The 19,922-nt window shown below is 73.4% G+C and carries 18 protein-coding genes; 6 read left to right on the forward strand and 12 right to left on the reverse strand.

Features of this window, described 5'->3' with window-relative positions; genetic code table 11:
- The first annotated feature begins 186 nt into the window (after positions 1–186).
- Positions 187–1,710 carry an acetaldehyde dehydrogenase ExaC gene (gene exaC, locus ACWGJO_RS03605; protein ID WP_452181962.1) on the forward strand — a complete coding sequence of 508 codons (1,524 nt, stop codon included), beginning with the start codon at positions 187–189 and terminating at the stop codon, positions 1,708–1,710.
- Positions 1,711–1,964: 254 nt separating this feature from the next.
- Positions 1,965–2,288, forward strand: a complete 324-nt coding sequence (locus tag ACWGJO_RS03610) for a nuclear transport factor 2 family protein (RefSeq protein WP_359911682.1) — start codon at positions 1,965–1,967, stop codon at positions 2,286–2,288.
- A 2-nt stretch (positions 2,289–2,290) separates the two neighbouring features.
- On the opposite strand, the gene ACWGJO_RS03615 is transcribed toward ACWGJO_RS03610, so the two are convergent.
- Positions 2,291–3,514 carry a serine hydrolase domain-containing protein gene (locus tag ACWGJO_RS03615; protein WP_452181963.1) on the reverse strand — a complete coding sequence of 408 codons (1,224 nt, stop codon included), beginning with the start codon at positions 3,512–3,514 and terminating at the stop codon, positions 2,291–2,293.
- A gap of 111 nt (positions 3,515–3,625) precedes the next feature.
- On the opposite strand from ACWGJO_RS03615, the gene ACWGJO_RS03620 reads away from it, so the two are divergent.
- From ACWGJO_RS03620 to ACWGJO_RS03630, 3 genes are all read left to right on the forward strand, one after another.
- Positions 3,626–4,135 carry an NUDIX hydrolase gene (locus tag ACWGJO_RS03620; protein ID WP_359911677.1) on the forward strand — a complete coding sequence of 170 codons (510 nt, stop codon included), beginning with the start codon at positions 3,626–3,628 and terminating at the stop codon, positions 4,133–4,135.
- A gap of 98 nt (positions 4,136–4,233) precedes the next feature.
- A complete protein-coding gene (locus ACWGJO_RS03625; RefSeq protein WP_452181964.1) occupies positions 4,234–5,076 on the forward strand; it encodes a TetR/AcrR family transcriptional regulator in 843 nt (280 codons plus the stop codon).
- Positions 5,077–5,215: 139 nt separating this feature from the next.
- Positions 5,216–7,132, forward strand: coding sequence for a hypothetical protein (locus ACWGJO_RS03630; protein WP_452181965.1), 1,917 nt, complete (start codon positions 5,216–5,218; stop codon positions 7,130–7,132).
- A gap of 136 nt (positions 7,133–7,268) precedes the next feature.
- Here ACWGJO_RS03630 and ACWGJO_RS03635 read toward each other — a convergent pair whose 3' ends face one another.
- The 11 genes from ACWGJO_RS03635 to ACWGJO_RS03685 form a co-directional block, all read right to left on the reverse strand.
- Complete coding sequence (locus tag ACWGJO_RS03635) at positions 7,269–7,982, reverse strand: spermidine synthase (RefSeq protein WP_452181966.1); 714 nt, start codon at positions 7,980–7,982, stop codon at positions 7,269–7,271.
- Positions 7,983–8,098: 116 nt separating this feature from the next.
- Complete coding sequence (locus ACWGJO_RS03640; protein WP_452182020.1) at positions 8,099–9,226, reverse strand: YeiH family protein; 1,128 nt, start codon at positions 9,224–9,226, stop codon at positions 8,099–8,101.
- A 58-nt stretch (positions 9,227–9,284) separates the two neighbouring features.
- Entirely contained in the window at positions 9,285–9,866 is a 582-nt protein-coding gene (locus ACWGJO_RS03645) for a cysteine dioxygenase family protein (RefSeq protein WP_359911665.1), read from the reverse strand.
- A gap of 203 nt (positions 9,867–10,069) precedes the next feature.
- On the reverse strand, positions 10,070–10,975 hold the full coding sequence (locus tag ACWGJO_RS03650) for a LysR family transcriptional regulator (RefSeq protein ID WP_359911662.1): 906 nt from the start codon (positions 10,973–10,975) through the stop codon (positions 10,070–10,072).
- A gap of 174 nt (positions 10,976–11,149) precedes the next feature.
- Positions 11,150–12,019 (reverse strand): amino acid ABC transporter permease, encoded by an 870-nt coding sequence (locus tag ACWGJO_RS03655; RefSeq protein ID WP_452181967.1) that lies wholly within the window; start codon positions 12,017–12,019, stop codon positions 11,150–11,152.
- Entirely contained in the window at positions 12,016–12,660 is a 645-nt protein-coding gene (locus ACWGJO_RS03660; protein ID WP_359911656.1) for an amino acid ABC transporter permease, read from the reverse strand. The genes ACWGJO_RS03655 and ACWGJO_RS03660 overlap by 4 nt, the downstream gene beginning before the upstream one ends.
- Positions 12,661–12,672: 12 nt before the next feature.
- Complete coding sequence (locus tag ACWGJO_RS03665; RefSeq protein WP_452182021.1) at positions 12,673–13,584, reverse strand: glutamate ABC transporter substrate-binding protein; 912 nt, start codon at positions 13,582–13,584, stop codon at positions 12,673–12,675.
- A 69-nt stretch (positions 13,585–13,653) separates the two neighbouring features.
- Positions 13,654–14,382, reverse strand: a complete 729-nt coding sequence (locus ACWGJO_RS03670) for an amino acid ABC transporter ATP-binding protein (protein ID WP_452182022.1) — start codon at positions 14,380–14,382, stop codon at positions 13,654–13,656.
- 47 nt (positions 14,383–14,429) lie between these two features.
- Complete coding sequence (locus ACWGJO_RS03675; RefSeq protein ID WP_359911650.1) at positions 14,430–14,675, reverse strand: LapA family protein; 246 nt, start codon at positions 14,673–14,675, stop codon at positions 14,430–14,432.
- A gap of 160 nt (positions 14,676–14,835) precedes the next feature.
- Positions 14,836–16,608, reverse strand: a complete 1,773-nt coding sequence (locus ACWGJO_RS03680; protein WP_452181968.1) for an ABC transporter ATP-binding protein — start codon at positions 16,606–16,608, stop codon at positions 14,836–14,838.
- A gap of 43 nt (positions 16,609–16,651) precedes the next feature.
- Positions 16,652–18,427: an ABC transporter transmembrane domain-containing protein gene (locus ACWGJO_RS03685; RefSeq protein WP_452181969.1), complete on the reverse strand. Its 1,776-nt coding sequence runs from the start codon at positions 18,425–18,427 to the stop codon at positions 16,652–16,654.
- Between the two features lie 557 nt (positions 18,428–18,984).
- On the opposite strand from ACWGJO_RS03685, the gene ACWGJO_RS03690 reads away from it, so the two are divergent.
- Positions 18,985–19,851: an aldo/keto reductase gene (locus ACWGJO_RS03690; RefSeq protein ID WP_452181970.1), complete on the forward strand. Its 867-nt coding sequence runs from the start codon at positions 18,985–18,987 to the stop codon at positions 19,849–19,851.
- Positions 19,852–19,922: the final 71 nt, after the last annotated feature.

Raw genomic sequence — 19,922 nt, forward strand, 5'->3', positions numbered from 1 at the left:
TCCACCCCCTCACGGGCCGCCCCTCACGGGGCTGCCCCCCGCCGGGCTGGCGGGGGGGCCGCACACCCCCCCTGTTGGGGGCCCCCCCCCCCCCCCCCGGCACGCCCCCGTACGGGGGGGCCCGCCGCGCCGCCCGTGGCCAGAGCCGTGCCCGGCGGCGCCCGACGCAGCGAGGAGACAGCGAACATGACGGTCTACCAGCCCCCCGGCACGCCCAGCAGCATCGTCGCCTACCGCTCCCGGTACGAGCACTGGATCGGCGGCGAATGGACGCCTCCGGTGCGCGGCGAGTACTTCGGCAACCCGACCCCGGTCACCGGCGAGGTGTTCACCGAGGTCGCCCGGGGCACCGCCGAGGACATCGAGGCCGCGCTGGACGCGGCCCACGCCGCGGCCCCGGCCTGGGGCCGCACCTCCGCCGCCGATCGCGCGCAGGTGCTGCTGCGGATCGCGGACCGGATGGAGACCAACCTGGAGCAGCTGGCCGTCGCGGAGAGCTGGGAGAACGGCAAGCCGGTGCGCGAGACGCTGGCCGCCGACCTCCCGCTCGCGGTCGACCACCTGCGCTACTTCGCCGGTGCGCTGCGGGCCCAGGAGGGCAGCCTCTCCCAGCTGGACGAGGACACCGTGGCGTACCACTTCCACGAGCCGCTGGGCGTGGTCGGCCAGATCATCCCGTGGAACTTCCCGATCCTGATGGCGGTCTGGAAGCTCGCCCCGGCGCTCGCCGCCGGCAACGCGGTGGTGCTCAAGCCCGCCGAGCAGACCCCGGCCTCGGTGCTGCTGCTCGCCGAGCTGACCGCCGACCTGGTGCCGCCCGGCGTGTTCAACATCGTCACCGGCTTCGGCGAGGAGGCCGGCGCCCCGCTGGCCGCCAGCCCCCGGATCCGCAAGATCGCCTTCACCGGCGAGACCGGCACCGGCCGGCTGATCGCCCGCTCGGCCGCCGAGAACCTGATCCCGGCCACGCTGGAGCTCGGCGGCAAGAGCCCCAACGTGTTCTTCGCGGACGTCGCCGCCGACGACGACGCCTTCTACGACAAGGCCGTCGAGGGCTTCGCGATGTTCGCCCTCAACCAGGGCGAGGTCTGCACCTGCCCCAGCCGTGCCCTGATCGAGACCCCGGTCTACGAGCGGCTGCTCGGCGACGGCCTGGCTCGGGTGCGGGCGATGCGCCAGGGCAACCCGCTGGACACCGAGACCCAGGTCGGCGCCCAGGTCAGCGTCGAACAGCTGAAGAAGATCCTCTCCTACTTCGAGATCGGCCAGGACGAGGGCGCCAGGATCCTGGTGGGCGGCGAGCGGGCCGACCTCGGCGGCGCGCTGGCCGGCGGGTACTACGTCACGCCGACGGTCTTCGAGGGCGACAACTCGATGCGGGTCTTCCAGGAGGAGATCTTCGGACCGGTCGTCTCGGTCACCCGCTTCGACGGCTTCGACCAGGCCGTCGCGCTCGCCAACGACACCCAGTACGGGCTCGGCGCGGGCGTGTGGACCCGCAGCATCAACACCGCCCACCGGGCCGGGCGCGCCATCCAGGCGGGCCGGGTCTGGACGAACTGCTACCACGCCTACCCGGCCCACGCGGCCTTCGGCGGCTACAAGAACTCCGGCATCGGGCGGGAGACCCACAAGGCGCTGCTGGAGCACTACCAGCAGACCAAGAACCTGCTGGTCAGCTACTCCCCCGACGCGGTCGGCTTCTTCTAGACCCGACGAGCCCGGGAGCCCGGGAGTCCGGGAGTCCGGGAGTCCGGGAGTCCGGGAAAGCGGAGCGGGAGGCCCATCGGGGCCTCCCGCTCCTCGCCACTCCCCGTGGCGGGCTCCGGGGCGAATCGCCTGTTCCGGGGATCAAAGCACATGAATGCGGCCAATTCACCGACGCGCCGCCGACATGCCCGGACGGCCCGCGCGAAAGCCGTAGACAGGACTCCCCGCCCCTCACCCCCATCAGGGAGTCCCGCGTGACCATCGCCCCCACGAAACTCAGCGACCCCGCCGTCCGCGCCTTCGTCACCGCGGTCAACGCGGGCGACCGCGAGGCCTTCTTCGCACTGCTGGCCCCGGACGCGACCATGGCCGACGACGGCTCCGAGCGCGACCTGGCGGACTGGGTCGACCGGGAGATCTTCGGCCCGAACGGCCGGATGGCCGTCCAGACCGAGTCGAGCGGAGGCCACGCGCTGGTCGCCGAGTTCACCAACGAGACCTGGGGCACCATGCGCACCGCCTGGCGCTTCACCGTCGACGGCGGGAAGATCCACCGCTTCGAGACCGGCCAGGCCTGAGGCTACCGGTCCAGCCCCAGGCACCCCCGCACCGCGCGGATCAGGTTCCGTGAGCGGATGTCCCCGGTGACGCCCGGCTGCATGCCGTTGGTGACGTAGCCGAAGCCCAGCCCCAGGTCGGGGTCGGCGAAGCCGAGCGAACCGCCCCGACCCGGGTGGCCGAAGCTCGCCGGGGAGGCCATCGGCGCGGTCGGGCCGTGCCGCCAGAAGCCCAGGCCGAAGGTGGAGTTGACGATCAGCACCCGGTCCGGCCCGCTCACCGCCGACTCGACCGCGCGTGCCAGCACGTCGGGGCCGAGCAGCGGCGGCAGCAGCGCGCCGGAGCCGTCCGGGCGGTCGGCCGCGCCGATCAGTGCCGCGTAGAACCGGGCGAGCGACCGGGCGGTGCCGATGCCGCCGGCACCGGGGATCTCGGCGGCCTGCACCGCCGGGTCGTTGAGGTCCACGCCGGGGCGCACCGAGGCGAAGGAGCGGGCGGTCAGCGAGGCCGGGTCCTGGTAGGCGTCCCGGACGGACTGCTTGGGTCGCAGCCGCAGCCCGCTCGGACCGGTCCGGGCCGCGTCCGGCGCCGGGAGGTCGACGAGTCTGCCGACCCTGGGCGCGGCGCCGGCCGGCAGCCCGATCCACAGGTCCAGCCCGAGCGGCCGGGCGACCTCCTCGGCGAAGTACTGGCCCAGCGTCCGGCCGCTGACCCGGCGCACCACCTCGCCGACCAGCCAGCCGAAGGTGTACGGGTGGTAGCCGTGCGCGGTGCCGGGTTCCCAGGCGGGCGCCTGCGCGGCGACGGCAGCGGCCGCGCGCTCCCAGGTGAGCACGTCCTCCAGCCGCAGCGGCACGTCCAGCGCGGGCACTCCGGCCTGGTGCGAGAGCAGCCAGCCCACCGGTATCCGGCCCTTGCCGGCCGCCGCGAACTCCGGCCAGTACGAGGCCGCCGGGGCGTCCAGGTCGAGCAGGCCGCGTTCGGCCAGGAGCAGCGCGGTGGTCGCGGTCAGGCCCTTGGTGACCGAGCGCAGCACCTGCGCGGTGTCCGCCGTCCACGGCACCGCGGGCGCCGGCCGGCCGCCGACCTCGGGCCGGGCGTCACCGCCCCACAGGTCGACCACCTTGCGGCCGCGCACGTACAGCGCGAAGGCCGCACCGAGCTCACCGTAGTCGGCGAAGTTCCGCACGAAGGCCGCCCGTACGGGCTCGAACCCCTCGGCCGTCTCGCCCCAGATCTCCACCACCGCGTGCCGCCCTCGACCAGTTCCGTTGCTTCTCGTGCCACTCGCGTTCGTTCTCGATCTCCTTCGATCGAATGCGTTCGAACCGAGCCCCGAAACCCTAACCTGTCCCTCATGACCAACCCTGCCGAGGAACTGCTGGACATCGTCGACGAGCACGACCGCGTGATCGGGACCGCCCTGCGCGGCGAGGTGTACCGGCGCGGGCTCACCCACCGCTGCGTCTTCATCCTGGTCCGCGACCCGGCCGGGCGGATCTTCGTCCACCGCCGCACCGACACCAAGCTCTTCGCCCCCGGCGCGTACGACATGTTCGTCGGCGGCGTGGTCGGCTCCGGCGAGACCTACGCCGAGGCCGCCGTCCGCGAGGCCGAGGAGGAGCTCGGCGTGCACGGCATCGCCCCGCGCCCCCTGTTCAAGTTCCTCTTCGAGCAGGACCGGCTCTCCTGGTGGTGCGACATGTACGAGGCCGAGTGGGACGGCCCGGTCTCCCCCCAGGAGTCCGAGGTCGCCTGGCACACCTGGCTCACCCCCGCCGAACTCGCCGACCGCCTCACCCGCGACTCCTTCGTCCCCGACGGCCGCGAGGCCTACCGCCGCTACCTGGACCTCCGGTCCGCGTAGCGCCGCCACGGCCTCGGCGTTCGGGGCCGGTGCGCGGGCCGGAGGGCAGTGGGCCCCTGTCTCCACCGCGGGGCCCTCGACGAACTAGGGTGGCGCGCATGGCCTCCCGTACGCCGTCACCGACGGCCGATCGCGCAGCACGGACCTCCGCCTCCGCCCGGGCGGCGGGCGAGCGGCCGCGTCGGCGGCTGAGCGTGGACGAGCGGCGGGAGCAGCTGATCGCCGTAGCACTGGAACTGTTCAGCCGACGGCCGCCGGAGGAAGTGTCGATCGACGACATCGCCGCCGCCGCGGGAGCCTCCCGGCCCCTGGTGTACCACTACTTCCCCGGCAAGCAGGCGCTGTACGAGGAGTCGCTGCGGCGGGCCGGGCAGGAGCTGTCGGCCCGGTTCGAGGAGCCCATGGACGGGCCGCTGTCGGAGCGGCTCCACCGGGTGATGGGCCGCTACCTGGACTTCGTGCAGAGCCACGGGCCGGGCTTCGCCGCGCTGCTGCGCGGCGGCTCGGTGGCGGCCAGCGCGGGCACCTCGGCGGTGATCGACGACGTGCGCAGGGCCGCGCAGGAGCAGATCCTGGCCCACCTGGCGCTCCCCGAGCCGAGCGCCGGACTGCGGCTGACCGTCCGGGCCTGGATCGCCAACGCCGAGATCACCTCGCTGGAGTGGCTGGTCGAGCGCTCGGTGCCGCTGGAGGAGCTCCAGCTGCACCTGGTGCAGGAGTTCGTCGCCTCGCTCACCCTCACCGCCGCCCGCGAACCGGCCCTCGCCGCCGAACTGGCCTCCTTCTTCGCCGACGAACGCCCGGACGGCCCGACCGGGCGTCTGGTGCGGGACCTCACGGGGCTGTTCGCCGTGCCGGGGATCGTCGAGGCGGTCACCGCGCTCGCCGCCGGCACCCCCGAGGACGGGTCCGCGCAGGCCACCGGCACCACCACCGAGTGATCATCGGGTCATCCTGCGGTTCGGTCCGGACGGCGGGCTCTGATAGGAATGAGCCGGGATCTGACGACCCGCCGCCGCGGCGGGCCCGGTCCCACCCGAACCACCGACGGCAGACGGAGCAGAGCGGGGGGCTCACCAGGTGACCCAGGACGTGCAGTTCAGCGTGGAGGCCAATCCCTTCGCGGCGGCGGAGCAGGTCTGCGCGACCCTCGGCACCCTCACCGACGCCCTCTTCGACGAGTGCACCTCACGCCACCCGGCGGCCTCGCTGAGCGCCCCGCGGGCGGCCGAACACCCCGCCGCCGAAACGCTGTTCGGCCTGCCCCTGGCCCCCAACGGCCCGGTGCACACCGCCCTCGACCGGCTCGGCACGGTGACCACCGCCGGCACCGCCCGGCCGGGCACCGGCGCACGGCTCACCGACCGGGTGGTCACCGCGCTCCAGGCCCGGTACGGCGGCGGCGCGGTGCGCGGCGCCATCGCCGACCGGGGCACCACCTCGGCCGCGCTGTTCCAGCTCCCGGTCACCGGCGAGTTCGCCGACGCCAAGCTGCGCCCGCCGTTCGCCCCCGCGCTGGCCGCGCTGGCGGCCGGGCAGCAGACCCGGCAACCGGTCGAACTGCCCACCGGCGCGGGCGCCGAGGTCCGGCTGGTCGTGCCGCCCGGCTTCCACGCGCTGACCTCCCCGGGCGGCCCGCCCGGCGTCTCCGCCCGTGCGGTGCCCCCGCTGCCGGCACTGCCCGGCGACACCCACCGGCCCGGCGACACGGACCGGCCCGGCGGTACGGACCCGGCCACCGTGGCGGCCGCCAACGAGCTGGCCCGGCACCTGGCGGAGGTCGCCGAGGAACTGTTCAGCGCCACCGGCCCGGAGCCGCGGCGCGACTTCGCGGTGATCTCCGCCACTCTGGCCGACCTGATCCGCGACGCGGGCGTCGTCTACGCCGGCGTCTGCGCCCTGGAGCTGGACGACCGCACCTCGGACGCCGCCCTCGTCGTCTCGCTCGCCCGGCACCCGCTGCCGATCACCGCGCTCGCCACCGAACTGGCCACCGTCCGGCGGCACGCCGAGGTGTGGACCGTCCTGCTGCCGGCCGGTCCGGCCGCCGTCCTGGTCGAGGGCCGGACCGCCCCGGTGCCCGGCCCGCTGGCCGCCGACGGGCAGCGGCGCTGGGTGGTCACCTCGGCCGTCCAGGCCTTCGTGCCGCTGCCGGACGGCGGGACGGTGCTGTGCGCCCAGCTGTCCACGGCGCGGCCGGAGGACTGGGAGCTGTACACGGAGGCGTTCGCGGAGCTGCTGAAGAGCGTCCAGTTCGGCTGGGACGGCGTGCCGGCCGCGATGAGCGGCGTTCCGGCCCAGGCTCCCGCTCCGGTCCGGACGCCCGCCCCGACGCAGGCCCCTGCTCCGGCTCAGGTTCCGGCTCAAGCCCCCGCTGCCGCTGCCGTCGCTGCCGCCGCAGAGAAGGAGGCGGAGGCGGAGGAGAAGCCGGTGCACCTGCGCGGCACACCGGTACGGGTACCTCCCGCGGACTTCAACCCCTTCGCGCCCGTCGCGGAGGTCCTCTCCTCCGGCGGGGAGGACACGGCACCGGATGCCGAGGGCCGCCCGAAGAGCACGCCGGTGATGGTCCCGCCGGCGGACTTCAACCCCTTCTCCATGGAGGGCATCCCGGACGCGCCGGGCGAAGCACCCGCGGCCGGGCCCGCCGACGCCGCCCCGGTCGCCGACCCGTTCGGGACCACGGTCACGGCCGACCAGAAGGCCGATCCGTTCGGCACCACCCTCCCCTCGCAGGGCCCCGCCGTTCCGCCGCCGCCCTCGACCCCGCCCGTCATCCCGGCCCAGGCCCCGCCCGTCGCGGTGGAAGCGGCGGCACAGGGATCGGAGCAGCCCGAGGACGCGGAGGAGGCGGGTCCGCGCAAGGGCACACCGGTGATGGTCCCGCCGCCGGACTTCAACCCCTTCTCCATGGAGGGCATCCCGGCCCTGCCGACGGACGAACCGGAGCCGGTAGCCGCGGTCGGCGCCGAGCCGGAGAACCGCCCGTTCGGCTGAGCCGGGGGCGCGGCGAGCCGCCGCACGGTGACACGGCGAACGAATGACGGCCGACAGTCGACAGATTTCAGATTTCAGCGAACGAAATCTGTTATCTGTCAGCTGTCATCCGTTACCCGCTGACCGGCTTCGGCGCTCAGCCCGCCCGCCGGGCCAGGTGCACCACGTCCGGCACCCCCCGGGCGACCGGGACCTCGTGCGTCACCACGTCCGAGAAGCCCACCGCCCGCAGCGCGTCCTCGAAGGCCCGCGAAGGCTGCGCACTCCACACGGCCAGCACCCCGCCGGGCCGCAACCGGTGCCACAGCACCGTCAGCCCGTCCGCGCCGTACAGCCCGTCGTTGGACTCGGTGACGGTCCAGTCCGGCCCGTTGTCGATGTCGAGGCACAGCGCGTCGTAGCGCTCGCCGTCCGCCGCCGCGAGGTACTCCAGCAGGTCGGTGTGGAGAATCTCGACCCGCTCGTCGTCCAGTGCGCCGCCCGAGAAGGCGCCGAGCGGGCCGGTCCGGTGCCAGTCGATGATCGCGGACTCCCGCTCGACGATGGCGATCCGCCCCCAGCGCGGCTCGGCCGCCGCGTACGCCAGCGAGAATCCGACCCCGAGGCCCCCGATCAGCACCGACGGCCGCTCGACCGGGCCGCCGCCCGTACGGTCCAGCTCGTCCAGCGCCGTCTGGATCAACAGCCGCTCCGAGCGCCCGTCGGCGGTGTCCATCAGGAAGCAGCCGTTGGCGATGATCTCGAAGTCCCGACCGCGTTGCCGGAGCACCACCTCACCGTACGGGCCCTCCCGCCGGTCGAGCGTGACGACGGCCTCGCGGCCGTCGCGTTCGGGCAGCGCTGTGGTCATCCGTCCTCCTTGGCGGACTCGGGTGAACTCGGGTGAACTCGGCCGCACCACCGCCCTGGTACCGGCGGGCGGGGCGGGCTTGCGCCCGACAATAGCCGAGTCCGCACCGGGGTCCGTCAGGTCGTGACCAGCACCGCCGCGTACGAGACTCCCGCGACGACCACCCAGGATCCGAGCCCGAGCAGTGCGATCCGCCCGCCGGTGCGGGCCATGGTCGGCAGGTGCACCGCACTGCCGAGACCGAACAACGCGGCTGCCAGCAGCAGTTCCTGGGCGTCCGAGGCCAGGCCGAGCACCTGCTCGGGCAGCACCCCGGTGGTCCGCAGGACGATCATCGCGAGGAAGCCCGCCACGAACAGCGGCACGATCGGGGGGCGATTGCCGGTCTTCACCGACTTCTCACCCGGCTTCCCGTCCGCCCCGCCCTCCGCCGGAGCCCCTGCCGCCGACGTCACCGCCGCCGAAGCCCCGGTCGAAACCCCCGCCGGAGCCCCCGCCGTGACCTTCATCGAAGCCACCCGCGCCATCCGCGCCGCCCGCAGGTTCCGCCGCGCCATGACGGCCACCCCCGCGACCAGCGGCGCCAGCAGCACCACGCGCATCAGCTTGACCAGCACCGCCTCCCGCAGCGCCCCGGCCCCACTGGTCTGCGCGGTGGCGACCACCTGCCCGACGTCGTGCACGCTCGCCCCGACCCAGCGCCCGAACTCCAGCTCGTCGAGCCCGAGCGGATGCTGGAGCAGCGGGAGCACGGCGATCGCCAGCGTCCCGCACAGGGTGACCAGCGCCACCGAGGCCGCGACGTCCTCCTCCTCGCTGCCCGCCGCCTGGCTGACCGCGCCGATCGCCGAGGCCCCGCAGATCGAGTACCCGGTGGCGACCAGGAGCGGCTGGTCGCCGGGCAGGCCGAGCCGCCGGCCCAGCCAGAGCGTGCCCGCGAAGGTGGCCGCGACCACGGCCAGCACCATGGCCACGGTGGCCCAGCCGAGGCCGAGCACGTCGTCCAGGCTGAGCTTGAGCCCGAGCAGTACGATCCCGAGCCTCATCAACCGCTTCCCGGCCGTGGAGAGCCCCGGCCGGGCGATCCCGCGGACCACCGGGCGCACCCCGGGCAGGTGGGCCGCCGCCATGCCGAGCACGACGGCGGCGGTGAGCTTGGGCACGGCCGGCACCAGCGCGTGGACGCCCAGCGCGGCGGCCACCCCGAGGGCGGCGAGCAGCAGCCCGGGGGCGTCCCCCCGCATCGGGGGCAACGAGCGGGTACGGGCGGCGCGGTGCCGGAGGGTCAGTGCCACGCCGGGATCACTGCTGCCCGTCGGCGGGCATCCGGTAGACCCGCCGGATGCTGGTGCCGAGCCGGGAGACGTCCGCACCGTAGACGTGGATGGAGATCGCCGTGCTGCTACAGGAGTTGCGCACCAGGTGGATGTCGCCGGGCGGGGCGAAGGCGGCGACGGTACCGGCCGGGCCGGCCACGTGCTCGGTCTCGACCAGCCGGGCGGTGGGGCCGCCGGAGACCAGCCGGTAGCGGGTCTCGCTCTCCTGCCCCTGGTGGACGCCGGCCACGCACCAGGAGACGTGGTCGTGGATCGGGGTCTGCTGCCCGGGCAGCCAGACCAGCGCGACGACGGAGAAGCTGCCGTCCTCCTCGGCGTGCAGGACGTGCTGGCGGTAGCGCTGCGGGTCGCCCTCGCGGTGGGCGGGGGCGAGCAGCGCGTCGGGACCGTCCGGGTCGGCGTGCAGGTGCGGGGCGAGTCGCTCGCCGACCAGGTAGGCGGTGAGCTCCGGCGGGAGCCCGCGGTCCACGACGGCGCGGATCTCACTGATCAGCGCGGTCATCCGCTCGGTGAGTCGGTCGCTGCCGACCGTGGCTGAGGGAGTCATCCCAGCAGGTTCAACCCTGGCGACCTATCACGTCCAAGGAGGGTTCGTAAGGAACCTCCCCACTAACGCTTATATGTCAGCAGGCAGCCGCTCACCGGTTGTCCACTGCCGGTCGCCGGTTACCTGCTGCCGGTCACCTGCTGCCGGTCGCCGGCGCCCTCCTGCTGCCGGTCGCCGCCGGGAGTCGCCACCCGGGTCGGCGCTCAGCACCCGACCCGACTCGCCGCCGCCTGCCGCAGGTGGTCCAACACGAGCCCGGTGGCCGGGATCCGGCGGTGCTCGCGCAGCACGTACGCGCTCACCTGTCGCCGCAGGTGCGGTTCGACGGCCCGCCCGGTGACCTTGCGGTGGCACATGAAGGAGAGCACCAGTGCCGGCATCAGCGCGATCCCGACCCCGGCGGCGACGAGCGACTGCACCGCGAGGTTGTCGTCGGTGGAGAACACGATGTCCGGCGCGAACCCCTCCTCCGCGCAGACGTGCAGCAGGTTGGCCCGGCAGCGCGGACAGCCGGCGATCCAGCGTTCGCCGCCGAGGTCGGCCAGCCGTACGGCGTGCCGGCGGCCGAGCGGGTGCCCGACCGGCAGCAGCACCGTGAGCAGGTCCTCCATCAGCGGGATCTCGTCCACGCCCTCCGGCACCTCGGTGGCCACACCGGGGTAACGGAAGGCCAGCGCGATGTCGCACTCCCCGCGCAGCAGCCGCTGGACGGAGTCCGGCGGCTCGGCCTCCAGCAGTTCGACCCGCACGCCGGGGTGCTCGGCCAGCAGCCGGGCCATCGCCTCGGGTATCAGGGTGGCGTTGGCGCTGGGGAAGGCGCAGACCCGCACCCGTCCGGCGCGCAGTCGGGCGAGTGCGGCGAGCTGCTGCTGGGCGGCGGACATGCTGTCGAGAATCAGCTCGGCGTGCCGGGAGAGTGCCTCGCCGGCCTCGGTGAGCCGCAGTCCGCGCCCGGCCCGGGTGAAGAGCGGAACACCGACGGTGCGTTCGAGCGCCTTCATCTGCTGGGTGATGGCGGGCTGGGTGTAGCCGAGCTCGCGGGCGGCGGCCGAGTAGGAACCGGCCCGGACGACCTCGTGGAACGTCCTGATGTGCCGCGAATCGAACACCGGCTCCATGGCCCCTCCCGCCCATCCGTTCTCGACAGCCCCGCTACGGCCCCGCCCGGACCGTGCTCGGACCGCGCCCGGGCCTCGCCCGGACGCCCGAGAATCATAAGAGGAATTTGGAGGTATCGACCCCAACCCCACCCGTACCTATGGTTCAGCCCCGAACCGGGCTCCTCACTGCTGCGCCGACGGCGGCAGCCCCATCGCCACCTCGGCCTTGACCACCGGTGCCCCGCCGCGCACGCTCGGGCTGCGCCGGCTGCGCCGTTCCACGAAGCGGGCGAGCCAGGAGAGCAGCAGACACATGCCGATGTAGATCGGTGCGATCACCATCACCACCGGGATGAACGGCAGGTCGTAGTCCAGGTTGGTGGCGATCAGCTTGCCTGCGTGCAGGAACTCCTCGTAGGTGATCAGGAAGCCCAGCGAGGTGTCCTTGAGCGCGACCACCAGCTGGCTGATGATGGCCGGCAGCATCGCCCGGTTGGCCTGCGGCACCAGGACGTACGACATCACCTGGGTCTTGCGCATGCCCAGTGCGTACGCCGCCTCCCGCTGCCCCTTGGGCACCGCGAGCACGCCGGCCCGGAACACCTCGGCCAGCACCGAGCCGTTGTAGAGCACCAGCCCGGTCACCAGCGCCCAGAGCGGCTGCACCTTGAGCGCGACGAAGACGAAGAAGATCATCACCAGCACCGGCATGGCCCGGAAGAACTCCACCACCAGTGTGGAGAGCCAGCGCACCACCCGGTGGTCGGAGAGCCGCCCGGCCGCGAACAGCGCGCCGAAGGGCAGCGCGAACAGCACCGTCCAGCCGAAGGCCTTGAGGGTGTTGCCGAGCCCGCGCAGCAGCAGTTCCTGCACGCCCCGGTACTCGAACGGCTGCCACTTGGCGTACGTGAACTGGTTGGTGTGGAACAGCATGTAGATCACCCAGCCGATCAGCGCCGCGATCAGCAGCAGCGCGATCCCGCCGTACAGCCGGTGCCGGGCGAGCGCCTTCGGGCCGGGGATGTCGTACAGCGCCGAGGATTCAACGGTCATCGGGACACCGCCACTCGTCGTTCCAGCAGGTTGAAGACGGCGCTGATGGCCAGGGTGATGATCAGGTATCCGACGGCGATCCAGACGAAGGTCCAGACGATGCTGTAGCCCAGCTCGTTGATGGTCCGGTAGGTGCCCAGCAGCTCGGTGACGCTGAACGAGCCGGCAATCGCCGTGTTCTTGGCCAGCGCGATCATCACACTGCCGAGCGGCGCCACCACCGAGCGGTACGCCTGCGGCAGCACCACCAGGCTCATCGTCTGCCCGAAGCTCATACCCAGGCTGCGGGCCGCCTCGCCCTGCCCGGTCGGCACCGTGTTGATGCCCGAGCGCATCGACTCGCAGACGAAGGCCGAGGTGTAGCAGCCCAGCGCGAGCACCGCGAAGGTGTAGAAGGGCAGGGTGATGTTGAACCGGGGCAGGCCCAGCACCACGATGAAGAACAGCAGCGTGAGCGGCGTGTTGCGCAGCAAGGTCACCCACACCGTCCCGAACACCCGCAGCGGCTTGACCGGCGAGACCCGGAAGCCCGCGATCAGCACGCCCAGCACCAGCGACAGCACGGCGCTCACCGCGAACAGCGAGAGCGTGCCGAGGAACCCCTCCCAGTAGGTCGACCAGTTGTCGATCAGCGTTTTCACGGCGCGGCCCTCTCAGTACCGGTCGATCTGCGGCGGGGTGGGCGCCGGCTCCCCGGAGAGGCCGAGGGTCGCCTCGAAGGCCCTCTGCCAGTCGCCGTTCTGGATGTGGTGCTCCAGCGCGTCGTTGATCGCGCCGCGCAGCACGGTGTCCTCCTTCGGCACCCCGATCCCGTACGGCTCGGTCGAGAACAGCGGGCCGACCACCTTGAGCTCGTCCGGCACCTTGGCCGCGTACCCGAGCAGGATCGCGTTGTCCGTGGTCACCGCGTCGACCTGGTTGGTGATCAGGTTGTCCACGCAGGCCGAATAGGTGTCGTAGCCGATCAGCTCGGCCTTCGGGTACTTCGACTGGATCCGCTGGTACGGCGTCGACCCGGCCGCCGAGCAGACCTTCTTGCCGTCCAGGTCCTCCGGGCCGTGGATGGTGTCGTTGTTCTTGCGCACCAGCAGCGACTGCCCGGCGATGAAGTACGGGCCGGCGAAGCCGACCAGCTTCTTCCGGTTGTCGTTGATGGTGTAGGTGCCGACGTAGTAGTCCACCTGGCCGTTCTGCAGGGCGGTCTCGCGGTTGGCCGAGGCGATGGTCTTGAACTGGATCCGGTCCGGTGGGAAGCCCAGCGAGGCGCCGACCATCTTGGCGATCTCGATGTCGAAGCCGGAGTACTCGCCGGTGGCCGGGTTCTTCTGGCCCAGGTACGGCTGGTCCTCCTTGGCGCCGACCACCAGGTGGCCCCGGCTGCGGGCGGCGTCCAGGGTCGGCGAGCCGGTGATCGCGGAGGCGTCCTGGACCTGGTAGCTGGGCAGGGCGCTGGGCTGCGGGCCCTTGGGCGGCGGGGTCCCGGGCTTGCCGCAGCCGGCCGCCAGCGCGGCGAGCAGCAGGGCGACGGCGAGCACGCGCCTGCCCGCCCGTGCGGCGGGCCGCACCCCGGGCCGCGCGACCGGCCTCCCCGCAGGCCGCACCACGGGCGTCGTCTCACGGTTCACGGCGCCGCCTCAGTGCTTCAGGATCTTGGACAGGAAGTCCCGGGCGCGATCGCTCTCAGGGGCGCTGAAGAAGTCCTCCGGGGCGCGGTCCTCGACGATCCGGCCGTCGGCCATGAACACCACCCGGTTCGCGGAGGCCCGGGCGAAGCCCATCTCGTGGGTGACCACGATCATCGTCATGCCCTCGCTCGCGAGCTGGCGCATGACGTCCAGCACCTCGTTGATCATCTCGGGGTCGAGCGCCGAGGTGGGCTCGTCGAACAGCAGGGCCTTCGGGTCCATGGCCAGCGCGCGGGCGATCGCGACCCGCTGCTGCTGCCCTCCGGACAGCTGCGCCGGGTACTTGGTGGCCTGGTCGGCGAGGCCCACCCGCTCCAGCAGCGCGTGGGACTTGGCGTCCGCCTCCGCCCTGGGCCGGCCGCGGACCTTGATCTGCGCGAGCGAGACGTTCTGCAGCACGGTCTTGTGCGCGAACAGGTTGAAGGACTGGAACACCATGCCGACCTCGGCGCGCAGCCTGGCCAGGCCCTTGCCCTCCTCGGGCAGCGGGCGGCCGTCGATCAGAATGGTGCCGTCCTCGATCGGCTCCAGCCGGTTGATCGCCCGGCAGAGGGTCGACTTGCCGGAGCCGGACGGGCCGATGACCACGACCACCTCGCCGCGCCCGACCGTCAGCTCGATGTCCTGCAGGACGTGCAGGTCCCCGAAGTGCTTGTTGACCGCGCGCATCTCGATCAGCGGGGTGAAGGCCGAGGCGCCGGCCGGCGCCGGCCCGGGGGCTGCGGTCACCTGTTGCGCCGTCCCTTCAGCAGCCAGCCCAGCGCGACGCCCGCGATCAGCGTGGCCAGCAGCGCGATCCAGAGCGGCGCGGTGACGGTGAAGACCCAGAACTGGATCTGAACCCTGTCGAGGTTGGCGAACAGGAACCACACGGCGAGGACGACGATGACGCCGATCCCGATGTAGCGCGTGGGGATGCCGCCGATCTCACCGCGCGGGGAACGGGATGGTCCGTCTGAAATCTTGGTCACCGGAGCAGTCTGCGGGCCTGGCGGCCGATTTGCCCGGTTACGCGCTCTTCCGGGGCAGGGAGTAACCCGTACGGGGCAATCAGGCCCCGTACGGGTTTGAGTCCGCTCCGGTCCAGTCCAGCCCGACTCCGGTCCGGCCGCCGGCCGGACCGGAGTCCCGCTACCGCTCGTCCCGCCAGGACCGCCAGAGCGCCGCGTACGGACCGTCCGCCGCGACCAGCTCCGGGTGGCTGCCGTACTCGCTGATCCGCCCGCCCTCGACCACCGCGATCACGTCCGCGTCGTGCGCGGTGTGCAGCCGGTGGGCGATGGCGATGACCGTCCGCCCCTCCAGCACCCGGGAGAGCGAGCGCTCCAGGTGGCGGGCGGCCCGCGGGTCCAGCAGGGAGGTGGCCTCGTCCAGCACCAGGGTGTGCGGATCGGCCAGCACCAGCCGGGCCAGCGCCAACTGCTGGGCCTGCGGCGGGGTCAGTGAGGTGCCGCCGGAGCCGACCTCGGTGTCCAGGGCGTCCGGCAGGGCGTCCACCCAGGCTCCGGCGTCCACGGCGTCCAGCGCGGCCCGCAGCTCGGTGTCGTCCGCCCCGGGCGCGGCCAGCCGCAGGTTGTCCCGCAGGGTGCCGACGAAGACGTGGTGCTCCTGGTTCACCAGGGCGACCTCCGCGCGCACCCGCTCGGCCGGCATCCGCGCCAGCGCCGCCCCGCCGAGGGTCACGCTGCCGCGGCCGGGGGCGTAGATCCCGGCCAGCAGCCGGCCGAGGGTGGACTTGCCCGCGCCGGACGGCCCGACCAGCGCGACCCGGCTGCCCGGGGGGACGTCCAGGCTGATCCCGTGCAGGACGTCGGCGCCCTCGCGGTACCCGAACCGGACGTCCTTCGCCTCGACCCGACGGCCGTCCGGCAGGACGGACTCGTCCCCCTCGTGCTCGGGCACCTCGCGCACGCCGACCAGCCGGGCCAGCGAGGCCTGGCCGATCTGGAGCTCGTCGTACCAGCGCAGGATCATGTCCACCGGGCCGGTCAGCATCTGCGCGTAGAGCACACCGGTGGTCAACTGGCCCACGGTGATCCAGCCTTGGACGGTGAACAGCCCGCCGAACAGCATGGTGGCGAGCACCGCCAAGGTGTAGACCGCGTCGATGGTCGGGAACCAGACCGAGCGCAGCCACAGGGTGTACCGCTCCCAGGCCAGCCACTCGCGCAGCTTGCGGTCGGTCAGCCGGACCCGCTGGTCCCCCAGCCGCAGCGCCTCCACCGTCCGCCCGGCGTCCACCGTCTCGGCCAGCACGTTGCTCACCGCCGCGTACCCGGCCGACTCGCTGCGGTAGGACTGCGGTGCGCGCCGGAAGTACCAGCGGGAGCTGACCAGCAGCAGCGGCAGCCCGATCAGCGAGGTCAGCGCGAGCAGTGGCGAGGTGACCAGCAGCGCGCCGAGCACCAGCAGCAACGACACCACGGCGACGGCGAGTTCGGGCACCGCCTCGCGCACCGACTTGTCCAGCCGGTCGATGTCGGTAGTGCCCCGGGAGACCAGGTCCCCGGTGCCGGCCCGCTCCAGCACGCCGGTCGGCAGGGCCACCGAGCGGACCAGGAAGTCCTCGCGCAGGTCGGCCAGCACCCGCTCGCCGAGCACCGCGCCGCGCATCCGCGACCAGCCGGTGAACGCCGCCTGCACCACGAGTGCCAGCAGGTACCAGGCGACCGCCACCGCGATGGTGGCCCCGACGGTCCCGGTGGCCAGCGACTCGACCAGGCGCCCGAGCACCCAGGGCCCGACCAGCCCGGCCACGGTGGCCACGGAGTGCAGCGACACCACCGCGGAGAACCCGGCGCGGTGCCGCCGCGCGAGCAGCAGCAGATATCCGCGCACCGCGGCCGGGGAGCCGACCGGCAGGGTGGCGGCCGGCTCCTGTTCCTCCTGGAACGGAGGCTTCATGACGTGCTCCTCGCTTGCGTGGCAGGGAAGTTGACGATGTTCCTCATACGGCCTCACCCACCGGAGCGGCCGCCTCCTCGCCGCGGGTGACCACGGCCCGGTAGGCCGGCTCGGCGCGCATCAGCTCGCGGTGCGGCCCGGCCGCGACGACCCGGCCCTCCTGCAGCAGCACCACCCGGTCCGCCCGGTCGAGCAGCAGCGGGCTGGTCGCGAACACCACGGTGGTGCGGCCCGCCCGGGTGTCCCGCAGCCCGGAGGCGATCCTCGATTCGGTGTGGGCGTCCACCGCGCTGGTGGGCTCGTCCAGCACCAGCACCGGCGGGTCCGCCAGCAGGGCGCGGGCCAGGGCGAGCCGTTGGCGCTGCCCGCCGGAGAGCGAGCGTCCGCGCTCGGTGATCCGGGCGCGCATCGGGTCTCCCCCGCACTCCGGAGAGCCCTCCGCCAGGGCCGTCAGCACGTCCTCCGACCGGGCCGCCGCCAGGGCCGCGGCGGCCGTGACCCGCCCCGAGGACGGGATGTCGAAGAGCTCGGCCAGCGTGCCGGAGAGCAGCACCGGCTCCTTGTCGTGGACCAGCACCGCCGCCCTGGCCTCGGCCAGCGGCACCGCGTCCAGCTCCGTGCCGCCGAGCCGCACCGGGGCCTGCGCCCGCTCGCCCTCGGCCAGCGGGACGTGGCCTCCGAGCCGCTCGGCCAGCGCCCCCGCGAAGTCCGGGTCCCCGCAGACCACCGCGGTCAGCTCGCCGGCCCGCACCGTCAGCCCGCTCGTCGGGTCGTGCAGGTCGGCCTTGTCCGGCCGGACCAGTGCGGCCTCCGCCGTGCCGGCCGTCCGGCCGAGCGAGAGCACCCGGACGGTCCGCGCGGCGGAGACCCGGGCAACACTCCACGCGTGCGCCGCCTCGCCCAGGATGCGCAGCGGGGCGGCCAGGAAGGCGGTGGCGCCGTAGACCGCGATCAGGGTGCCGACGGCAAGCTCGCCGGAGGCCACCAGCCGGGCGCCGTACCAGGTGACACCGACCACGAACAGGCCTGGCAGCAATATCTGTTGAGCCTGCATCAGCGACTGGATCCGGGCCGAGCGGACGGCCGCGGCCCGGACCTTCTGGGAGGCGGCCCGGTACCGCTCCAGGAACAGCTCCTCGCCGCCGATGCCGCGCAGCACCCGCAGCCCGGCAACGGTGTCGGCGGCCAGCTCGGTGGCCTTGCCGCCGAGGGTGCGCTGCTGCTCGTAGCGCCGCTCGAACGGCCCGATCAACGGCCAGACGGAGGCCGCCAGCACCGGGACGCCGAGCAGCACCCCGGCCCCGAGCACCGGATCGACCAGCAGCACCGCCATACTGACGGCCAGCCAGACGATCACCGCCGACCGGACCCGGGCGACCAGTTCGACGTACCAGCCGATCCGCTCGACGTCCCCGCTGCCGACCGCTACGACCTCTCCGGTGGCGATCCGGCGGGACAGCCCGGCCCCGAGGTGCGAGGCCTGCCGGGACACCAACTGCCGTACGTGGGTGGCCGCGTGGATCCAGTTCCAGACCGCCTGGCGGTGCACCAGCACGGCGCCGAGCGCGGCACCCGCGCCGAGCAGCAGCAGGATCCCGCCGGCCCGCCAGATCCCGCCGGCGTCACCGTCCACGGCGGCCTGCACGCCGAACCCGAGCGGTATCGGCAGGGCGGCCCGGCACCCCATCTCGATCAGCGACCAGAGGGTGGCGAGCACCTGCCCGCGCCGCTGGCGGCGCTGCAGCCAGCGCAGGAAGGCCGGGGGTGAGGAGAGGTCGGGACTGCCGGGATCGGCCAGCGGCAGGGGGGTGAGCAGCATGACACTCCGATACGAGCGGTGCGCGGCCACGAGCGCACAGGGGTTCGGGAGAGCTACAGGAGTTCGAGGAACGGCGCACACGGAGCACCGGGGTGACGTGCGCGCAGTGCGGACGGCAGCCCTACGGCGGGCGGCCCGACGAGGAGCGGCCCGAGCCGACAGGCGGATGACGCGCGGCACGGCAGCACGGCTGCGGCGCGACGTCGACGATGCGCCCGGAGCGGAGCCGGACGGGGTGGGATGGGCACGAAGGGCCCGAGAGTCAGGACGTCATGATCGGGAGCCTGCCAACCTCCGCGCGATCTGCGCAACGTGTTTTTCACCACGGGCTTTTCGCCCCGGCCCGCGCGCTCCGCACCCCGGCCACCGCGAGCCGGACCCGCACGCCCCCCGCACGCCCCGCCGGGGCGGTCCCCGCCCCGCCCCGGGTCGGCCGACCCCTCGACCAAACCCCCGCAAAGCTTCACCCAAGATTCGCCCGTTCGGCGGGAACAATCACACCGGGACGCCAGTTGCCCCACTGGAACCACAGGACAATCAGGAGGGCACCCCTTCTCGTGAGCACCATCCCCACCGTCACCCTCAACGACGGCGCGCAGATCCCGCAGCTCGGCTTCGGCGTGTGGCAGGTCCCGGACGCCGAGGCCACCCCGGCCGTCCGCACCGCGATCGAGGCGGGCTACCGCTCCATCGACACCGCGGCCATCTACGAGAACGAGGCCGGCACCGGCGCGGCGATCGCCGAGGCCCTGGCGGGCGGCGTCGCCCGCGAGGACCTCTACGTCACCACCAAGCTGTGGAACTCGGGCACCCGCGACTGGTCCGGCGAGCAGGGCCGCGACGCGGTGCTGCGCGAGTTCGACGCCTCGCTGGCCAAGCTCGGCCTCGAATACCTCGACCTCTACCTGATCCACTGGCCGCGCCCGATGCACGGCGACAGCTACCTGAACATCTGGAAGGCCTTCGAGCAGCTGAAGGCGGGCGGCCGGGTCAGGTCGATCGGCGTCTCCAACTTCGGCACCGAGCAGCTGAGCCGCCTGCTGGACGAGGCCTCCGTCGCCCCGGTCCTGAACCAGGTCGAGCTGCACCCGTACTTCCCCCAGGCGGAGCTGCGCGCGTTCCACGCCGAGCACGGCATCGCCACCGAGGCCTGGAGCCCGCTGGGCCAGGGCAAGGACCTGCTCGCCGAGCCCGCCCTGGTGAAGATCGCCGAGAAGCACGGCCGCACGGTCGCCCAGGTGGTGCTGCGCTGGCACCTCCAGAGCGGCGTGATCGCCATCCCGAAGTCGGTCACCCCGTCCCGGATCCGCGAGAACCTGGACGTCGCCGGCTTCGAGCTGGACGCCGAGGACCTCGCGGCGATCGCCGCCGTGGCCACCGGCAAGCGGATCGGCCCGGACCCGCAGGAGTTCGACTGGAACTGACGCCCGGCCCGGGGGTCCGGCCCCCGGACACCCGGATCGCCTGACGGCCGTCATGCCGAAGGCCGCCCGCT

It is taken from the genome of Kitasatospora sp. NPDC054795 (assembly GCF_053611565.1).

What these genes read in the sequence shown, in the direction of transcription:
- exaC (WP_452181962.1), top strand. Translation starts at nt 187, where the DNA reads ATGACGGTCTACCAGCCCCCCGGCACGCCCAGCAGCATCGTCGCCTAC.
- ACWGJO_RS03620 (WP_359911677.1), top strand. Translation starts at nt 3,626, where the DNA reads ATGACCAACCCTGCCGAGGAACTGCTGGACATCGTCGACGAGCACGAC.
- ACWGJO_RS03625 (WP_452181964.1), top strand. Translation starts at nt 4,234, where the DNA reads ATGGCCTCCCGTACGCCGTCACCGACGGCCGATCGCGCAGCACGGACC.
- ACWGJO_RS03635 (WP_452181966.1), bottom strand. Translation starts at nt 7,982, where the DNA reads ATGACCACAGCGCTGCCCGAACGCGACGGCCGCGAGGCCGTCGTCACG.
- ACWGJO_RS03640 (WP_452182020.1), bottom strand. Translation starts at nt 9,226, where the DNA reads ATGCGGGGGGACGCCCCCGGGCTGCTGCTCGCCGCCCTCGGGGTGGCC.
- ACWGJO_RS03645 (WP_359911665.1), bottom strand. Translation starts at nt 9,866, where the DNA reads ATGACTCCCTCAGCCACGGTCGGCAGCGACCGACTCACCGAGCGGATG.
- ACWGJO_RS03655 (WP_452181967.1), bottom strand. Translation starts at nt 12,019, where the DNA reads ATGACCGTTGAATCCTCGGCGCTGTACGACATCCCCGGCCCGAAGGCG.
- ACWGJO_RS03680 (WP_452181968.1), bottom strand. Translation starts at nt 16,608, where the DNA reads ATGAAGCCTCCGTTCCAGGAGGAACAGGAGCCGGCCGCCACCCTGCCG.
- ACWGJO_RS03685 (WP_452181969.1), bottom strand. Translation starts at nt 18,427, where the DNA reads ATGCTGCTCACCCCCCTGCCGCTGGCCGATCCCGGCAGTCCCGACCTC.